This window comes from Streptosporangium sp. NPDC006013 (genome assembly GCF_040614275.1).
Lineage (GTDB): Bacteria > Actinomycetota > Actinomycetes > Streptosporangiales > Streptosporangiaceae > Streptosporangium.
The window spans coordinates 1-15,937 of sequence record NZ_JBEXUE010000225.1 but is presented as its reverse complement, the minus strand read 5'-3'; the positions used below and the strand labels follow the sequence as shown (position 1 = coordinate 15,937).

17 protein-coding genes are annotated in these 15,937 nt (G+C 70.5%); 4 read left to right on the top strand and 13 right to left on the bottom strand.

The annotated features are described in order from the left end of the window. Both ABZ260_RS29375 and ABZ260_RS29370 read left to right on the top strand, forming a co-directional pair. A partial coding sequence (locus ABZ260_RS29375; RefSeq protein ID WP_355624296.1) for an AraC family transcriptional regulator occupies positions 1-286 on the top strand: 286 nt, incomplete at its 5' end. A 190-nt stretch (positions 287-476) separates the two neighbouring features. Next, a complete protein-coding gene (locus ABZ260_RS29370) occupies positions 477-677 on the top strand; it encodes a MerR family DNA-binding transcriptional regulator (RefSeq protein ID WP_355624293.1) in 201 nt (66 codons plus the stop codon). A gap of 43 nt (positions 678-720) precedes the next feature. Here the strand turns inward: ABZ260_RS29370 and ABZ260_RS29365 are convergent, their stop codons facing one another. The 13 genes from ABZ260_RS29365 to ABZ260_RS29305 form a co-directional block, all read right to left on the bottom strand. Beyond that, a complete protein-coding gene (locus ABZ260_RS29365; protein WP_355624290.1) occupies positions 721-1,611 on the bottom strand; it encodes an LLM class F420-dependent oxidoreductase in 891 nt (296 codons plus the stop codon). Then, positions 1,608-3,164 (bottom strand): class I adenylate-forming enzyme family protein, encoded by a 1,557-nt coding sequence (locus ABZ260_RS29360; RefSeq protein ID WP_355624287.1) that lies wholly within the window; start codon positions 3,162-3,164, stop codon positions 1,608-1,610. Before ABZ260_RS29360 ends, ABZ260_RS29365 begins: the two co-directional genes overlap by 4 nt. Then, positions 3,161-4,144, bottom strand: coding sequence for an amidohydrolase family protein (locus ABZ260_RS29355; protein ID WP_355624284.1), 984 nt, complete (start codon positions 4,142-4,144; stop codon positions 3,161-3,163). The genes ABZ260_RS29360 and ABZ260_RS29355 overlap by 4 nt, the downstream gene beginning before the upstream one ends. 4 nt (positions 4,145-4,148) lie before the next feature. After that, on the bottom strand, positions 4,149-5,333 hold the full coding sequence (locus ABZ260_RS29350) for a thiolase family protein (protein ID WP_355624281.1): 1,185 nt from the start codon (positions 5,331-5,333) through the stop codon (positions 4,149-4,151). Positions 5,334-5,342: 9 nt separating this feature from the next. Further along, on the bottom strand, positions 5,343-6,161 hold the full coding sequence (locus ABZ260_RS29345) for an SDR family NAD(P)-dependent oxidoreductase (protein ID WP_355561766.1): 819 nt from the start codon (positions 6,159-6,161) through the stop codon (positions 5,343-5,345). Positions 6,162-6,188: 27 nt separating this feature from the next. Continuing rightward, a complete protein-coding gene (locus ABZ260_RS29340; protein WP_350951753.1) occupies positions 6,189-7,361 on the bottom strand; it encodes an acyl-CoA dehydrogenase family protein in 1,173 nt (390 codons plus the stop codon). Next, complete coding sequence (locus ABZ260_RS29335; protein WP_355624278.1) at positions 7,358-8,176, bottom strand: alpha/beta fold hydrolase; 819 nt, start codon at positions 8,174-8,176, stop codon at positions 7,358-7,360. Before ABZ260_RS29335 ends, ABZ260_RS29340 begins: the two co-directional genes overlap by 4 nt. Next, a complete protein-coding gene (locus tag ABZ260_RS29330) occupies positions 8,173-9,435 on the bottom strand; it encodes an LLM class flavin-dependent oxidoreductase (RefSeq protein WP_350911011.1) in 1,263 nt (420 codons plus the stop codon). The genes ABZ260_RS29335 and ABZ260_RS29330 overlap by 4 nt, the downstream gene beginning before the upstream one ends. A gap of 129 nt (positions 9,436-9,564) precedes the next feature. Continuing rightward, positions 9,565-10,458, bottom strand: coding sequence for an SDR family NAD(P)-dependent oxidoreductase (locus ABZ260_RS29325; protein WP_355624275.1), 894 nt, complete (start codon positions 10,456-10,458; stop codon positions 9,565-9,567). Between the two features lie 57 nt (positions 10,459-10,515). Further along, positions 10,516-11,184 (bottom strand): ABC transporter ATP-binding protein, encoded by a 669-nt coding sequence (locus ABZ260_RS29320; protein WP_355624272.1) that lies wholly within the window; start codon positions 11,182-11,184, stop codon positions 10,516-10,518. Continuing rightward, positions 11,177-12,016: an ABC transporter ATP-binding protein gene (locus tag ABZ260_RS29315; RefSeq protein ID WP_355624269.1), complete on the bottom strand. Its 840-nt coding sequence runs from the start codon at positions 12,014-12,016 to the stop codon at positions 11,177-11,179. Before ABZ260_RS29315 ends, ABZ260_RS29320 begins: the two co-directional genes overlap by 8 nt. Next, positions 12,013-12,912, bottom strand: a complete 900-nt coding sequence (locus ABZ260_RS29310) for a branched-chain amino acid ABC transporter permease (protein WP_355624266.1) — start codon at positions 12,910-12,912, stop codon at positions 12,013-12,015. The genes ABZ260_RS29315 and ABZ260_RS29310 overlap by 4 nt, the downstream gene beginning before the upstream one ends. Before the next feature lie 33 nt (positions 12,913-12,945). Further along, positions 12,946-13,833 carry a branched-chain amino acid ABC transporter permease gene (locus ABZ260_RS29305; RefSeq protein WP_355624262.1) on the bottom strand — a complete coding sequence of 296 codons (888 nt, stop codon included), beginning with the start codon at positions 13,831-13,833 and terminating at the stop codon, positions 12,946-12,948. A 199-nt stretch (positions 13,834-14,032) separates the two neighbouring features. Between ABZ260_RS29305 and ABZ260_RS29300 the strand changes: the two genes are divergently transcribed. Continuing rightward, a complete protein-coding gene (locus tag ABZ260_RS29300; RefSeq protein ID WP_355624259.1) occupies positions 14,033-15,310 on the top strand; it encodes an acetyl-CoA hydrolase/transferase C-terminal domain-containing protein in 1,278 nt (425 codons plus the stop codon). 10 nt (positions 15,311-15,320) lie between these two features. Continuing rightward, positions 15,321-15,806, top strand: coding sequence for a MaoC family dehydratase (locus tag ABZ260_RS29295; RefSeq protein WP_350951740.1), 486 nt, complete (start codon positions 15,321-15,323; stop codon positions 15,804-15,806). Positions 15,807-15,937 lie beyond the last annotated feature (131 nt).

Here is a 15,937-nt window from a genome sequence, read left to right as displayed (position 1 = left end):
CGACCCGGCCCGCCGCTGGACGGTCGAGTCGCTCGGCGCCCACGCGGGCCTGTCGCGCGCCGGCTTCGCCCGCCGCTTCACGGGGCTGGTCGGGCAGCCGCCGCTGGCGTACCTGACCTGGTGGCGGCTGATGAGCGGGGCGCGCATGCTGCGCGAATCCGACGCGTCGGTGGCGGAGGTGGCCGAGCGAGTGGGGTACGGGTCGGAGTTCGCCTTCGGCAACGCCTTCAAGCGGGAGTTCGGCGTGGCGCCCGGCCGGTACCGCCGCCGAGTCGCGGTGGCCTAGGCCCAGTTGATGAAGCGGCGCAGGACGTACTCGACCGGACCGTAGCGGTGCGACGGATTCCGGGATTGGTGCGTCTCGGAACCGGCGAGGAGAACACCAGAACGAAGGTCACCTGCGCCAGAAAGGCAGGTTCTCGCAGTTCACAGCCATGCTTGCGATGGAGCGCGCTCCAAGTCCTAGCCTCGTTCACATGAAAGCGACATCGGAACCGCCTGTCGCCGGAGACGCTCAGGTGGAGACCCTGCCGATCGCGGAGGTGGCCCGCAGGACGGGCCTGTCGGCCGACACCCTGCGCTACTACGAGAAGGCCGGACTGATCGACGCCGTACGGCGGACCCCCGCAGCCCCGCCCCGGCCTCCTGTGATCACCGAAGCCGGTCCCAGGTGGTAGGGGCCGGAGGCGTGCCAGAGCCGTCAAGCCGGCACTCCCCGCCCTAGCGGAGGCCGACGATCTCGGCGTAGCGGGTCATGTCGCGCTCGTAGTTCTCGTCGCCGATGCGCGGGGAGACCACGACCTCGTCGAGCCCCAGCTCGGCACAGCGGCGGATGTAGACGGCGTCGTCCTCCCAGTCCTTCTCCGTCTTCCCCTTGGCCCGCCGGCCGACGCGCAGGGAGACCTCGGCGCGGCTGCGCCCCGCGGCCGTCAGACGCTTCTCCAGTTCCTCGGTGAAGCGGGCGATGTCGTCGTAGCTCTGGCTGTAGCCGGCCCATCCGTCGCCCAGCTCCACGATGCGGCGCAGCGTGGCCGGGCTGTTGCCGCCGACGATGATCGGGGGGTGCGGGCGCTGCGCCGGCTTGGGGAAGGCGTAGAGCGGCGGGAAGTCAACGAACTCGCCGTGGAACTCGGTCAGCTCGTCCTCGGCCCAGGTCGCCTTCATCACGCGCAGGTACTCGTCCATGCGCGCGCCGCGGCGCTCGAACGGCACGTCCAGCACCGCGTACTCCTCGGCCGACCAGCCGACGCCGACGCCGACGCTGAACCGGCCGCCTGAGAGCTGGTCGACGCTGGCGATCTGCCGGGCGGTGACGATCGGGTTGCGCTGCGGGATCACCATCACGTACGTGCCGATGCGGACGCGCTCGGTGGCGGCGGCGATCGCGCCGGCCAGGACGAGCGGGTCGTGTACCCCCCGGGTGGCGTTGACCTCGGTCGCGCCCGACTCCTCGTACGGGTACCTGGAGTCGTAGCGCGGCATGAAGACGACGTGCTCGGGAAGCCAGACCGAGTTGAAGCCGAGCTCCTCGATGAGCTGGGCCGACTCGATGGACCAGCGCCCGGCGCGGTGGCCGGCTCCCGGGTACCACTCACTGATGCCGATCTTCACGATGTGGTCCCTTCGCTGTTCAAGAACGAGTCGCGCAGCACATGCTTCATGATCTTCATGCTGGAGTTGCGGGGCAGCTCGTCCACGAAGAAGATCTTCTGCGGCTTCTTGTATCCGGCGAGTCGCTCCCGGACGTACTCGACGACCTGCGACTCGGTGAGGGTGTGCCCCTTCCGGACCACGATGGCGACCGAGACGGCCTCGCCCCACCGGTCGTCGGGCAGGCCGAACACCGCCGAGTCCGCGACCTCGTCCATGGACAGCAGAACCCGCTCGACCTCCGCCGGGTACACGTTCGCGCCGCCGCTGATGATCAGCTCCTGGGAACGCCCGGTGACGTAGAAATAGCCGGCCTCGTCCTGGTAGCCCAGGTCGCCGGTGAAGTACTCGCCGTTCACGAGCACCTCCGCGGTCTTCTCCGGCCGCCCGTGATACCCGGAGAACATGGTGTCGCACTCGATGGCGAGCTCGCCGACCTGGCCCACGGGGACGGGTTTGCGATCGCCGTCCACCACCCGGACCGTGGCCGTCGGCAGCGGACGGCCCACCGAGGCGAAGATGTCCTTGGCCTGGGTTCGGCCGGTCCAGTCCTGGCGGTTGGTGATGGTGATCGGGCCGACGACCTCGGTCATGCCCCACGTCTCCACCAGCCGGTCGCCGATCACGTCCACCAGTTCGCCGGCCAGCTCCGGCGGGAGCGGTCCGCCGGAGTGGAGCACGGTCTGCAGGGTGTCGAGCACCTCGGGGTACAGGCGCAGCGCTTCGAGCAGGCCGGGGATCAGTGGCGTGAGGCCCAGGGTGAAGGTCGAGCCGCGCTCCACCATGTGCCTGCCCCACTCCTCGGGGGTGGCACCCGGGATGAAGGAGACCGTGCCACCCGTGTAGAAGTGCGGGAAGATGACGCCCCAGATCCCCGACACGAAGGACCAGGCGCCGGGAAACGCGCAGTGCCCGTGCAGCGGGAGCCGATAGGCGTAGGGCACCAGCTTGGTGCAGCCCACCACGGCGCGGTGCGAGGCGAGCGCCCCCTTGGGGAAACCCGTGGTACCGCTGGTGTAGCCGATGATGGCGATGTCCTCCGGGGCGGCGGTGTGCGGCAGCGGCGCGTCGCTCGCCCGCCGCAACGCCTCGGAGTAGGACTCGGCGCCGTCGGGGAGGGGGGAGCCGACGGCGAACCACGCCTTGAGCCTCGATGCCGACCGGGTCCGCCGCACCGTGGCGGCGACCCCGTCGGTGTGCACGAGGGCCTGCGCCCCGGAGTCGGTGAGCACGTAGTCGATCTCGTCGGCGGTCAGCCGGTCGTTGACGTGCACCACGGGGTAGCCGCCGAGGGCCAGCCCGACGTAGATCTCAAGGGACTCGATCCGGTTCTCCAGGAGCGCGGCCACGTGGGTCCCCGGTTCCAGCCCCCGGTCGCGCAGCGCGTTGGCCAGCCGTCTGCCCGCCTCCAGAACCTCGGCGAAGGTCCGGCCGGTGCCCTGCGACTCGACCGCGACGCGCGCGGCGAAGCGCCTGCCGGCCTTCTCGAAGACCTCTCCCATCGTGTCGCTCATGAAAGCTCCCTGAGATCGAAAACACGGACCGCGTTAGCGGCCAAAAACAGAGCCAGCTCCTCCGCGGACAGCACCGGCGGCTCTCCCCCGAACGGCTCCGCGAGGCTGATGACCCTATCGATCCAGGTCACGAGCTCCTCGCCCCGGGGGTCCTCCTTGGTGCCGCGGATGATGTCGGAACCGAAGACAAGCCGGTGCGCCCCCAGCTGGGACCGCATCCTGGCGACCCGCCTGCGGAACTCGGCGTAGTCGGCGAACGCGCACCGCTGCCACAGCGACAGCTCCAGATAGGCCCGCTGCCACCCGGTGGCCGAGTCGAGCGCCTCCGCCCACCATGCCTCGATGCCTGCGTGCGCGAAGACGACGGTCAGCGTGGGGTACCTGGCCAGCAGCGCGGCCACCTCGGCGGGCCGCGAGCGTACGGTCTGCAGCGGATCACCGCCCAGTGGCGAGGTGTGGACGACGGCGGGCAGGCCCATCTCGACGAGCCGCTCGAACAGCCAGGAATGGGCCGGGTCGGCCAGCGCCCAGCCCGCCGCCGGGTAGAGCTTCACGCCGCGGCAGTTCCCCATTCCGGCCGCGTGCTCCAGGATCTGCGCGGCGTCGGGGTGTCGCGGGTCGATGCCCGCGCAGAAGAAGAGCCTGCCGGGCGCCGCGTCGGCCAGAGACTGGCAGCGGGCGTGCAGGTCGCGGATGGGCAGGTGCTCCCCCGCGGGGCGGCCCACGATCGTCCAGTCCACGACCGGCATGACCCCGGCGGCCACCCCGGCGGTGTCGAAGGCGGCGATGGTCAGCGAGCCGTCCGGGTCGCTCTGCCCCTTCCCGACGCGGCAGAAGATGTCCGCGGGGTCCCGCTCGGGGTGGGTGCGCCCCGCGGCCTGCCGCGCCCACGCCCTGCGGAGCCCTTCGGGCAGCCAGGACGCGTCCAGGATGTGCATGTGGCCGTCGACCACGAGTGGTCGACGGGGGGTGCCGGGCAACGGGTCACGCCCCGGCGAGGATGTGCACGGAGGAGACGGCGGTCTCCCAGTCGATGACACCGCCGCCGATCTGGGCCAGGCCCACCCGGGCCCGGGGCAACTGACGGTCGCCCGCCTCGCCGCGGATCTGCTGGGTGAGCTCGAAGACCTGGGCGAGCCCGCTGGCGCCCAGGGCGTGTCCCCGGCCGACGAGGCCGCCGGAGGCGTTCACCGGCATGGCCCCGGAGCGCTCGGTACCGCCCTTCATCGCCCATTCCTGCTCCTGGCCGGGCTCGCAGAGCCCCAGCTCGCTCCAGGTGAGCAGTTCGTACGCGACGGACGCGTCGTGCACCTCGACGAAGTCGATGTCACCGGGACCGAGCCCCGCCTGCTCGTACGCCGCCAGGCCCGCGGCCTTCGCCGCGCCGGGGGCGCCCGCCAGACCCTTGGGCGGGCGGGTGGCGATCCGGGAGGCGAGGATCCTGACGTCGCGGCCCGAGCGCTCGGGGTCCGGGCGCCGGGTGACCACGACGGCCGCGGCGCCGTCGCTGATCGGGGAGCTCATCAGCACGGTGATCGGGTCGACCACGACACGGGCCTGCAGCACGTCCTGGGGTGATCCACCGAACCTGCGGTGGGCCATCGGGTTGAGCCGGGCGTTCTCCAGCGACCGCGAAGCCACCCTGGCGAGGCCCTCCATGGTCACGCCGCGGTCTTCGAAGAGTGTCCGCGCGAGGCGCGCCTGGCGGTCGACGAACGGACTGCGATCCTGCCCGGCGTCGTCGCCCACCGCGAAGCCGTCCTCGACGTCCATACCCGAGCCGAACGCGCTGAAGGTGCGGACGCGGTCCTCGTGGTTGGCCTTCTCCACGCCCAGCGCGAGCACGGTGTCGTACATCCCCGAGGCGACCGCCATCCAGGCGAGGTGCAGGGCGTTGCCCCCGGAGGCGCACGCGTTCTCCACGTTGTGCACCGGGATCGTGCCGAACCCCAGGGGGTAGGTGACGGTCTCGCCTCTGATGCACTCCTGACCGGTGATGAGGCCGGCGAGCGCGTTGGCGAAGAACACGGCCTGGATGTCGCCGACCCGGACGCCTGCGTCGTCCAGTGCGGCGTTGACCGCCGCCCTGCCCAGGTCCTTCATCGAGGAGCCGAGGAACTTGCCGAACGGGGTCATGCCGACCCCGCGGATTACTACGTCGCTCTGCATGAGAGTCGTCTATCCCCTCTGTAGGGCGGACGGTGGGGTGGGCCAGGCCGCGCTGACGCCGCCGTCGACGATCAGGCTCTGGCCGGTGACATAGCCGGCGTCGTCGGAGGCGAGGAAGGCGACGGCGGCGGCGGCCTCCTCGGGACGGCCCTCACGGCCCATGGGGACCACGGCGGCGCGTGCGGATGTGGGGTCCTCGCCGAACTCGCGCCGGACCAGCGCCGAGTCGATGTTGCCGAGCACGACCGCGTTGGAGCGGATGCCGCGCGCGGCGTACCGGACGGCGATGTGCCGCATGACGGCGAGCTGTGCCGCCTTGGTGGCCTCGTAGGACAGGGAGCGGCGGCTGCTCAGCAGGCCGGCGGTGGAGCCGACGAAGACGAACGAGCCCTGCGATCGATCGAGCATCGGCTGCAGCGCCGCCTGGGCGGTGAGCCAGTGCGACCGGACGTTGACCGTCTCGGAGCGTTCCCACTCCGGAACGCTCTGTGCCTTGATCGGCTCCCGGCCCGAGACGCCGACGTTGCACACGACGACGTCGAGCCGGTGATAGGTGCCGAGCGCCGCCGCCACGGCCGCCGTGCAGGACTCCGCGTCGGCGGCGTCCACCTCGACCGCGAGGCCAGGGACGGCCAGCGCGTCCACGGTCGCCTGGGCCCGGCCGAGGTCGATGTCACCGACCACGACGGTGGCACCCTCGGCGGCCAGGCGCAGGGCGATCGCCCTGCCGTTGCCCATCGGGAACGACTCCCCGGGACGCGCCGGCCCGTGGCTGCCGCCGCCGAGCACGTACGCGACCCGGCCGGCCAGCCGGCCCTGGATCGACACCTTCCCCCCTGTTCCAGCCATCACGGCTCAGTAGCTGCGCGGCAGACCGAGGACCTGCTGCGCGATGAAGTTGAGGGACATCTCCTGGCTGACCGGAGCCAGCCGCATGATCCGTGCCTCGCGCCAGTAGCGCTCGACGTGGAACTCGTGCGCGTACCCCAGCCCGCCGTGGGTCTGTACGGCCCGGTCGGCGGCGTCGTACCCGGCCTGCGCGGCCAGGTATTTGGCGATGTTCGCCTCGGCGCCGCAGGAAAGGTCCGCGTCATAGCGGCCCGCCGCCACCATGGTCATCTGCCAGGCGGCCTCAAGGCGCGCGTAGGCGTCGGCGAGCGGGTGGCTGATGGCCTGGTTGCTGCCGATCGGCCGGTCGAAGACCTCGCGCACCTTGGCGTATTCGGTGGCGCGGCGCAGTGCCGCGTAGCCGATCCCGATGGCCTCGGCGGCGATCAGGATCCGCTCGGGGTTCATGCCGGACAGGATGTGTTTGAAACCCTTGCCCTCCTCGCCGACCAGGCGCCAGCCCTCCACCGGTAGCCGGTCGTAGAAGGTCTCGCAGCTGGCGACGGCATTCCTGCCCACCTTGGGAATGGGCCGGATGTCGACGTGGTCGCGGTCCAGGTCGATCAGGAACAGGCTGAGGCCCTCGAACCGGCGCCGCCCTTCGTCGGGCGCGGGGGAGGTGCGGGCCAGGATCAGCGCGACGTCGGACTCCAGCGCCTTGCTCGTCCAGATCTTCTGGCCGGAGATCACCCAGCCGTCGCCGTCGCGCTCGGCCATCGTCTTGATCCGGGAGGTGTCGGTGCCGGCGTCCGGCTCGGTGACCGCGAAGGCGACGTGCAGCCTGCCCTCGGCCGACGGGGGCAGGAACGTCTTCTTGAGCCGCTCGTTGCCGAACTTGAGCACCGGCTGCAGCCCGAAGAGGTTCATGTGCAGCGCCGTGCAGCCGTTCATGGCCGCCCCGGACGCGGCGACCTCGCGCAGCAGGATCGCCGCCTCGGTGACACCCCGGCCCGCGCCGCCGTACTCCTCCGGCAGCGCGATCCCGAGCCAGCCGCCCTCCGCCATGGCGTTGAAGAACTCCCACGGGAACCGGTGTTCCTGGTCGCAGGAGGCCCAGTACTCATCGGTGAACTCGGCGCACCGGTCGCGGATCGCGGAGGCGATCAGCTCGTGGTCGGGGTCGGCGTACTCACGCCTCATGCCGACCTGGCCGACGGGTTCGCGGCGCCGGTGAACTCCAGGATGAGCTTGCGCGCGTCGGCGGACTCGTAGGGGAGCATGTGCGCGGCGTCCTGGATGACCACGCTGCGCGCGTGCGGCAGGTGCTCGGTCCACTGGCCGGCGAGGGAGGGCGGCACCACGCCGTCCTGCGCGCCCCAGAGCAGCAGCACCGGTATGTCGGCGAGCCGGTAGAGCCGTTCGGCGATCCCGGTGTCCGGGATGGGGAACAGGTAGTTGCTCGCGGCGCCCAGCACCTGGACCCGGCGGATGACGGCCAGCCCGGCCTCGTGGGCGTCGGCGGGCTTCGGCAGGTGCGCGGCGGCGACCGGGCCGTTCGGGTCGGTGTAGACCAGCGGGGCGAGGTCCCGGGGCAGCAGCGCGAACATGTCGGCTCCGGGGTCGGCCTCGTCGAACATGCCCCACGGCGCCATCAGCGCGAGGGACTCGACGCGGCCGGGCTGGGCCGCGGCCATCTCGGCGGCCAGCGTGGCCCCGATGCCGTGCCCGACCAGGCGGACGGTGCCGGTCTCCAGCCGGTCCAGCGCCCACCAGACGGCCAGGGCCATGTCGGCGAGGCTGGAGGCGGGGCGGACCGAGGTGGAGGCACCCCAGCCTGGCAGGTGGACGACGAGGACCCGGCCGGTCTCCAGCAGCTCGCCGGAGAGCGGGGGCTCCTCGAACGCCCCCCACTCGCTGTGCAGGTAGACCAGAACGGGGCCGTCGGCCGTGCCGTACTCGTCGACGATCGTGAGGTCGCCCTGGTGCGGGCCCTCGAAGTCGTGCCGGATGCTCACTTCGCCACCGCCTTCACGGGAGCCACCTGCGCCGGCTCGAAGCCGGGGATCGGCTTGGGCCACCATCTGTGCTCGTAATCGGAAAAGACCCCGGACAGGCCGGGCGCCACCTTGGTGGCGAACAGCTCGATGTTGTTCATCGCCTTGTCACGCGGCATGTCGCCGATGTGCATCAGGGCGATCCAGTTGCCGATGCGCATCGTGGTCGACAAGTGCTCCAGCTTTTCCCTGACCGTGCTGGGGCTGCCCGCGATGATGATGCCGAGGTCGACGAAGTCCTCCCACTCGTACTCCTTCGCCGCCCGGAAGCTGTCCGGCCTGGCGGTCGACTTCGCACCCGGGGGCGGGAGCACCGCGGCGAGGGACTCGACGCTCTTGTAGCCGGGAGCCTCGGCGAAGCCCGGGTAGGTGTGGGTGCACCGGCGGTAGAAGTACTTCACGTGGTCGGCGTAGAGGCGCTTGGCCTCCTCGTCGGTGTCGGCGACCAGGATCGGCTGGAACATGCCCACCCGGTACGGGTTGTCGTCGACGCCGGCGGCCTCGGCGCGGTCCCAGAAACGGCGCAGCATCGAGCTGGAGAACTCGGTGCCGAAGTAGGAGAGGAAGAAGAACGGGAACTCGCGCCTGATGGCGAAGTCCATGGTCTCCAGGGAGCCGCTGCCGGGCACCCAGATGGGCGGGTGCGGCTGCTGGAGCGGCTTGGGCCAGGGGTTGACGTAGCGCAGCTTGGTGAACCGGCCGTTGTGGCTGAACACCTCCTGGGACTGCCATGCCTTGAGGATCAGCTCGAAGCCCTCGTAGTACCGCTCGCGCACGGTGGCGGGCTTGATGCCGTAGGCGTAGTTGGTGTCCTGACTGCTGCCGAGCGGGAACCCGGTGATGAGCCGGCCACCGCTGATCACGTCGAGCATGGCGAGCTCTTCGGCGATCCGGATGGGCGGGTTGTACAGCGGCACCGCGTCACCCATGACCAGGATCTTCGCGTCGGTGTCGGCGGTGCGGCGGGCCAGCGAGGCGGCCATCATGTTCGGGCTCGACATCAGGCCGTAGGCGTTGCTGTGGTGCTCGTTGACGCCGATCGCGTCGAAGCCCATTCGCGCCGCGTGCTCAAGCTCGTCCAGGTAGTCGTTGTAGAGATGGTGGATCCGCTGCACATCCATGAGGCGCGGGTCGATGTCCACCCAGACGCTCCGGTGTTTCTGAGCGAAGTCCTCAGGAAGCCCGTCAAAGGGCATCAGGTGAAAGTAAGTGAACTTCACGCTTGTCCTTCTGCAGTGAGTTGGCCGGAGAGTTCAGCCCGCCCGGAGCTTATCAAACGCTTGCTTTATAAATCAAACGCTTGCTTTACTATTTGGACGCGGCCGCCTGCTCCGGCGGGATCGGGTGGGTCAGGAAAGCCGCCGTACCAGCAGGTCGAGCTCCTGTTTGAAGTCCTCGATGACGGACAGATCCGTCAGATCGTTGACCTGGTCCCAGTTGTCGCGGATCTCCTCGGGCGACACCGAGCGGGAGAAGTAGCCCGGCGCCTGGGCGACGACCACCCGCGCCACGCGCCCGCCGCCGACGTTGTACACCTCACCGCTCACCGTGCACTCCCGGTCGGCGAGCCAGACCACCAGGGGCGAGACCAGCGCGGGGTCGAGGCTGTCGGCCAGATCGCCGAGCAGGTCCTCGGTCATCCGGGTGCGCGCGCCCGGCTCGATGGCGTTGACCTGGATGCCGTGGCGGGCGCCCTCCAGGGCCAGCGTCTTGGTGACGCCGATGATGCCCGCCTTGGCCGCCGCGTAGGCCGTCTGACCGAAGTTGCCGAACAGTCCGGCGGCGGAGGTGGTGTTGATGATCCGCCCGTACCGCTGCTCGGTGAAGAGCGGCCAGGCGGCCTTCGTCATCCACACGGTCCCGCCCAGGTGGACCGCGAGCACCGGGTCCACCTCGGCCGGACTCAGCTTGGCCATCGTCCTGTCGCGCAGGATCCCGGCGTTGTTGACCAGGATGTCCAGCCGGCCGAAGGTCTCGACCGCGCGGGCGACCACCTGCGCGGCGCCCTCGGGGGTGCTGATGTCGGTGGCGTCGGCCACCGCGCGCCCGCCCGCCTCGGTGATCTCCTTGATCACCTGCTCGGCGGGGGTCAGCTCCGCGCCGGCGCCGTCCAGTGCCGCGCCGACGTCGTTCACCACGACGGCCGCTCCGCGCTCCGCGAGGAGGAGCGCGTGCGCGCGGCCGAGCCCGCGGCCCGCGCCGGTGACGACGGCGACCTGCCCGTCCAATCTGATTTCGCTCACTGAGTTGGCTCCTTGGCTCCAGGTGGAATTGGGGCGCTGATCCGGCCGGGTCATGTCCTAACCGAACAGGGCGGTCATGACCTCGGGGCGCGACCTGAGCGAGTCCGGGTCCCCCTCGGCGACGATCGCGCCGCGGTGCATGACGTAGAGGTAGTCGCTGACGGCGAGCGCCAACTCCGCGTTCTGCTCGACCAACAGGATGGTCGAGCCCGTCTCGTGCAGCGTGGAGATGGTGGTGAACAGGACGTCGACGATCGAAGGGGCGAGCCCCATCGACGGCTCATCCAGGAGCAGCACATCGGGCCGGGTCATCAGGGCCCTGCCCACCGCCAGCATCTGCTGCTCCCCGCCGCTCATCAGCCCGGCGTACTGGGTCCGCCGGGCGGCGAGGACGGGGAACAGGTCGTAGACCCGATCGATCTGCTGCTGGAAGTCGGCCTTGTCTCTACGCTTGGCGTACGTCGCGAGCTCCAGGTTCTCCAGCACGGTGAGCGAGGGTGCGATCCTGCGCCCCTCGGCCACCAGGGCGACGCCCGCCCGGACGAGCCGGTGGCAGGGCCAGCCGGTGACGTCCTTGCCACCGACCAGGACCGTGCCCGACGCCGGCCGGTGCAGCCCGGCGATGGAGTTCAAGGTCGTCGTCTTGCCGGCCCCGTTGGCCCCGACCAGCGCGACGAGCGCGCCCTTCGGTACCTGGATGTCGACGTTCCGGACGGCCTCAACCACGCCGTGCGCGGCGCAGAGTCTCGATACGCCGAGCATCGGATCGCTTGCCAAAGTAGGCCTCCCTGACATCGGGTTGTTCCAGGCACCACGCGAGGGTGCCCACGGCGAGCACGGCGCCGGAGTTCATGACGGTCACCTCGTCGCAGAACTCCTCGACGAGCCGCATGTTGTGTTCGATCAGGACCAGGGTCAGGCCCTCGCCCCTGAGCCGCAGCAGCAGCTCGCCGATCTGCTGCGACTCCGCGTCGTTCATGCCGGCGGTCGGCTCGTCGAGCAGGAGCACCCTCGGCTCGGTGGCGAGCGCCCTGGCGATCTCCACCCGCCGCTGCTCGCCGTACGAGAGGGTCTCGGCCAGCGCGTCGGGGGATGCCTCGACACCCACCTGCTCAAGCAGGCCGAGCGCCTTCTCCTTGACCTCGGCCCGCTCCCTGCGCTCGGCGCGGCTCAGCGTGATCGCGCCCAGGATGGTGGAGCGCCGCCGGGTGTACGCGCCGGTGGCGACCGTCTCCAGGACGGTCATGCCGGGGAAGAGCCGGATGTTCTGGTAGGTGCGCGCCACACCCTCGCGGGCGATCCGGTAGGGGACCAGGCCGTGCGTCTCCTTGCCGTGCACCCGGATCGCGCCGCTGTCGGGCGACAGGAAACCGCTGATCATGTTCAGGACGGTCGTCTTGCCTGCCCCGTTCGGGCCGAGCAGACCGTAGATGCTCCGCTGCGGAACCCGCATGTTCACGTCGGACACCGCGCGCAGGCCGCCGAACGTCTTGACGAGGCCCTCGATCTCGACCGCGAGGACGTCACCGGGGCTGTCCTGGACCGGCATGGTGCTCATTCGGGGACCACCGCCTCCTTGCCGATTGCCTTCTCGTGCGCGGTCTCGGATGTGGCGCCCGGCCTCCTCCGCAGCATGCGGAACCTCCGTAGGTCGACCAGCCCGCGGGGCAGGTAGACGATGATGAGGATGAGCAGCAGGCCGGTGACGATGTCGTCGAACTCGCCGAGCGGGCCGCGCAGCAGCTCGGGCAGAGCGGTGAAGACCACGGCGCCGATGACCGGGCCGAACCAGTGATAGGCCCCGCCGAGGACCACCGCGGCCAGGGTGACGAAGCCCATGTGCGTGTAGAACGTGTCCGGCCCGATGTACTGCAGGAAGCTCGACTGGAGCACGCCCGCGACACCGCCGAACACCCCGGACAGCACGAAGCCCACCAGTTGCACGGTACGCGGAGCGATCCCCAGGGACTGCGCCACGGCCGGGTCCTCCCGTACCGCGGACGCCGCCAGCCCGAAGCGCGAGCCGCGCAGCCGGGCCAGCACGAAGGTGGCGAGCGCCAGGCAACCGAGGCACCAGAACCAGGTGCCCAGGTCGCCGGGGACCAGCATGCCGGCCGCGCCCCCGGTGAAGCCCTCCAGGTTGATCACCAGGACGCGGCCGATGAGGACCAGCGCGATCGTGGCCATCGCCAGGTAGTGGCTGTCCAGCCGCAGGACCAGGAACGCGGTGAGGATCCCCAGCAGCCCTCCGCCCACGGCGCCGATGGCGATCCCCGTCACCGGGGGCAGCCCCAAGGTCAGCACCGCCCATCCGAAGGTGAACGAGCTGACCGCGCCGAAGAAGACCGGCGCCAGGCTGAGTACGCCGGTCCACAGGGAGGCGTAGATGCTGAGCGCGAAGAGCGCGCTGACTCCCGCGAACTGCAGAGTCGTGCTCCAGGCAGCGATGTTCATGTGCTCTCGACCTCTTCAGCCATGAAGCGTGGACTAGGCGCGGCTCAGCCGGCGTTCGCCGAACATCCCCTGTGGGCGAACCACGAGGATGACGAGCAGCACGCCGAATGTGATCGCGTCGCGGAAGCCCGAGGAGATGTACTGGGCGCTGACCACCTCAAGGATGCCGATCATGAAACCGGCCAGGGTGGCCCCCCGGATGTCCCCGTAGCCCCCGACGACCACCGCGGCGAAGCCCTTGAGCAGCAGCGCCTCGCCCAGGTCGAACGAGACGTTGTTCGAGGACAGACCGGCCAGGACACCCGCGAGCCCGGCGATGGCGGCCGCGGTGAAGGCGACGAGCCGGAGCGTGCGGGCCGAGTTGACCCCCACGATGGTGGCCGACCTCGGGTCGACGGAGACCGCGCGGACCGCGGCGCCGAACCGGGTGCGGGTGAGCACCTGGTGCAGCCCGATGGCCACGAGCAGCGCGGCGACGATGTTGAGCAACTGCGCCGGGAGGATCACCAGGTCCCCCAGCCGGATCGGGCTCGCCTGGACCGCGCGGTCGGGGAAGCTGGTCGCGGAGTCCTTGCTCACCGCCTGCGCGGCGGTGAGCAATATGATCCACACACCGATGCTGGCGATGATCGGCGCGAAATGGCCCGCATTGCGACGACGCAGCGGTTCAAAGGCCACGACGTCCGCCAGAACTCCGATGAGCCCGGCGGCCATCACCCCCGCCAGCAGGGCCAGGGGGAAGGGCAGACCCAGGTCCACCACGGCGAGGTAGGCCACCAGGGCACCCCAGGTGGCGAAGGTGCCGTGGGCGACGTTCAGCACGCCCATCTTTGTGAGGATCAGTGCGAACCCCACGCCGAACAGCGCATAGACAGCTCCGAGGGCGAGGCCGTTCACGAGTTGTTGGATGACGAGTGTCACGACCGCTTCCTCCAGGAGAAACGTAAATCAAGCGCTCGCTTTACTTGACGCTATCGGCCTCCTGCCTGCCATGTCAACGTTAATCAAGCACTTGCTTCACAGTCTCGGCGGCATTACGGTTAAGCGTTGCGCGAGTGCCCTCGCGGGTTCGGCGCGCGTTCTGTGCCGGCCTCCCCGCACGACGATTGGCTGCGCTTCCATGCCACCTCCCAGCACGCTCCCACCAGAAAAGGCCGTCCGCCTGCTCCCGGAGAACGCCCACATCGTGGGCGCCCCAGGCTGCGGCACGCCGGAGACCCTGCTCCGCGCCCTGGGCGAGACCGCGGACCTGCTGCACGCCCCCACCCTCTACTCAGGACTCCAACTGGGCGGCTACCCGTTCCTCGACGCCGTACGGCAGGGCCACCTGCGCTACCTCACCTGGCATCCCTACGGCCCGGCCAGGCGCTCGGTCGCCGCCGGGTTCGGCGAGTACGTGCCGACCCGCGCCTCCGCCGTCCCCGGCCTGCTCGACCACTGGAACACCGACGCCGCGCTGGTGCGGGTGTCGCCGCCGGACCGGAACGGATATTGCAGCCTGGGCCCGTCCGCCAGCTATGTCAGGGCCGCCGTCACGCGGGCGCGGGTCGTGCTCGCGGAGGTCGACCCGCTGGTCCCCCGCACGTACGGCGACACCACCCTGCACGTCTCGGAGATCACCGCGCTGGTCGAGGCCGACACCCCGATGTGCGAGTTCCACGAGGCGGCCCGCGACGAGGTCAGCGACCGCATCGCGGCGCACGTCCTGGACCTGCTGCCGGAGCGGCCCGTGCTGCAGTTCGGCCTCGGCTCGATCCCGGAGTCCCTCATCCACGGCCTGGCGCACAGTGACCTGCGCGGCGCCCAGGTCATCGGGATGGCGACCGACGCCATGGTGGCGCTCTTCGAGCGCGGCGTGCTCAGCCCGCTGAGCGTGATGCCCTCCCCCGCGATCTCGGCGGTGGAGCTCATGGGCACCCGGATCCTGATGGACTTCGCCGACCGCAACCCCGCGATCGGCGTCTTCGACAGCCGCACCGGCCACACACCCCGGTACCTGGGCGGCCTGCCCGGCGTGGTGTCGGTCAACTCTGCCGTCGAGGTCGACCTGTTCGGCCAGGTCAACTCCGAGACCGTACGCGGAGTCCAGGTCTCGGGGATCGGCGGCAGCATCGACTTCGTCGAGGGCGCCTACGGGTCGCCCGGCGGCCTGTCCGTCATCGCGATCGGCTCCAGGACCGCCGACGGCCGGCACAGCCGGATCGTCCCCGCGCTGGCGTCCGACGCGGTGGTGACCGTCCCCCGGCACACGCCCGACGTGGTCGTGACCGAATACGGCGTCGCCTGGCTGCGCGGCAGGACCCGGGCCGAGCGCGCGGAGTCACTCGCCTCCGTCGCCCACCCCGACCACCGGGCCGGACTGATGTCCGCGTCCGGAGCAGTGACCACAGCGAAATGAGGGATCAACGGTGACCGTACACACCCGGCGCGGGCTCTACTTCGAGGAGATGCACGTCGGTGACGTCTTCAAGCACGAGCCCGGCCGCACCATCACCGAGGCCGACAACGTGCTGTTCTGCAGCATCACCCTGAACGCCCAGTCCCTGCACCTGGACGCGGTCCGCTCGGCCGAGAGCGAGTTCGGCCAGCGACTGGTGAACAGCCTGCTCACGCTGGGCATCGTGTGCGGGATCGGCGTCGGCGACCTCACCCAGAAGACGACGGTGGCCAACCTCGGCTTCGGCGAGATCTCCTTCCCCGCGCCGGTGTTCATCGGTGACACCCTCTACTGCGAGAGCGAGATCATCGACAAGCGGGCCTCCGCCTCACGCCCCCGCCAGGGCATCGTGACGCTGGAGCACCGGGGCCTCAACCAGGACGGCACCGTCGTCTGCCGCGCCCGGCGGACCGCGCTGGTCAATTTCGCTCCCGAGGACGAGACCGCGCGCGCCTGAGCGGAAACGGCGGGGGGGGGGCCCCACGGGGGGCCCCCCCCCCCGTGCGCACCCCCCCCCCCCCCCAGCGGAAGGGGCGGGGGCCCGGCCCGGCGGGCGCCGCCGCGGGAACACACCCCCGACCCCCCAGA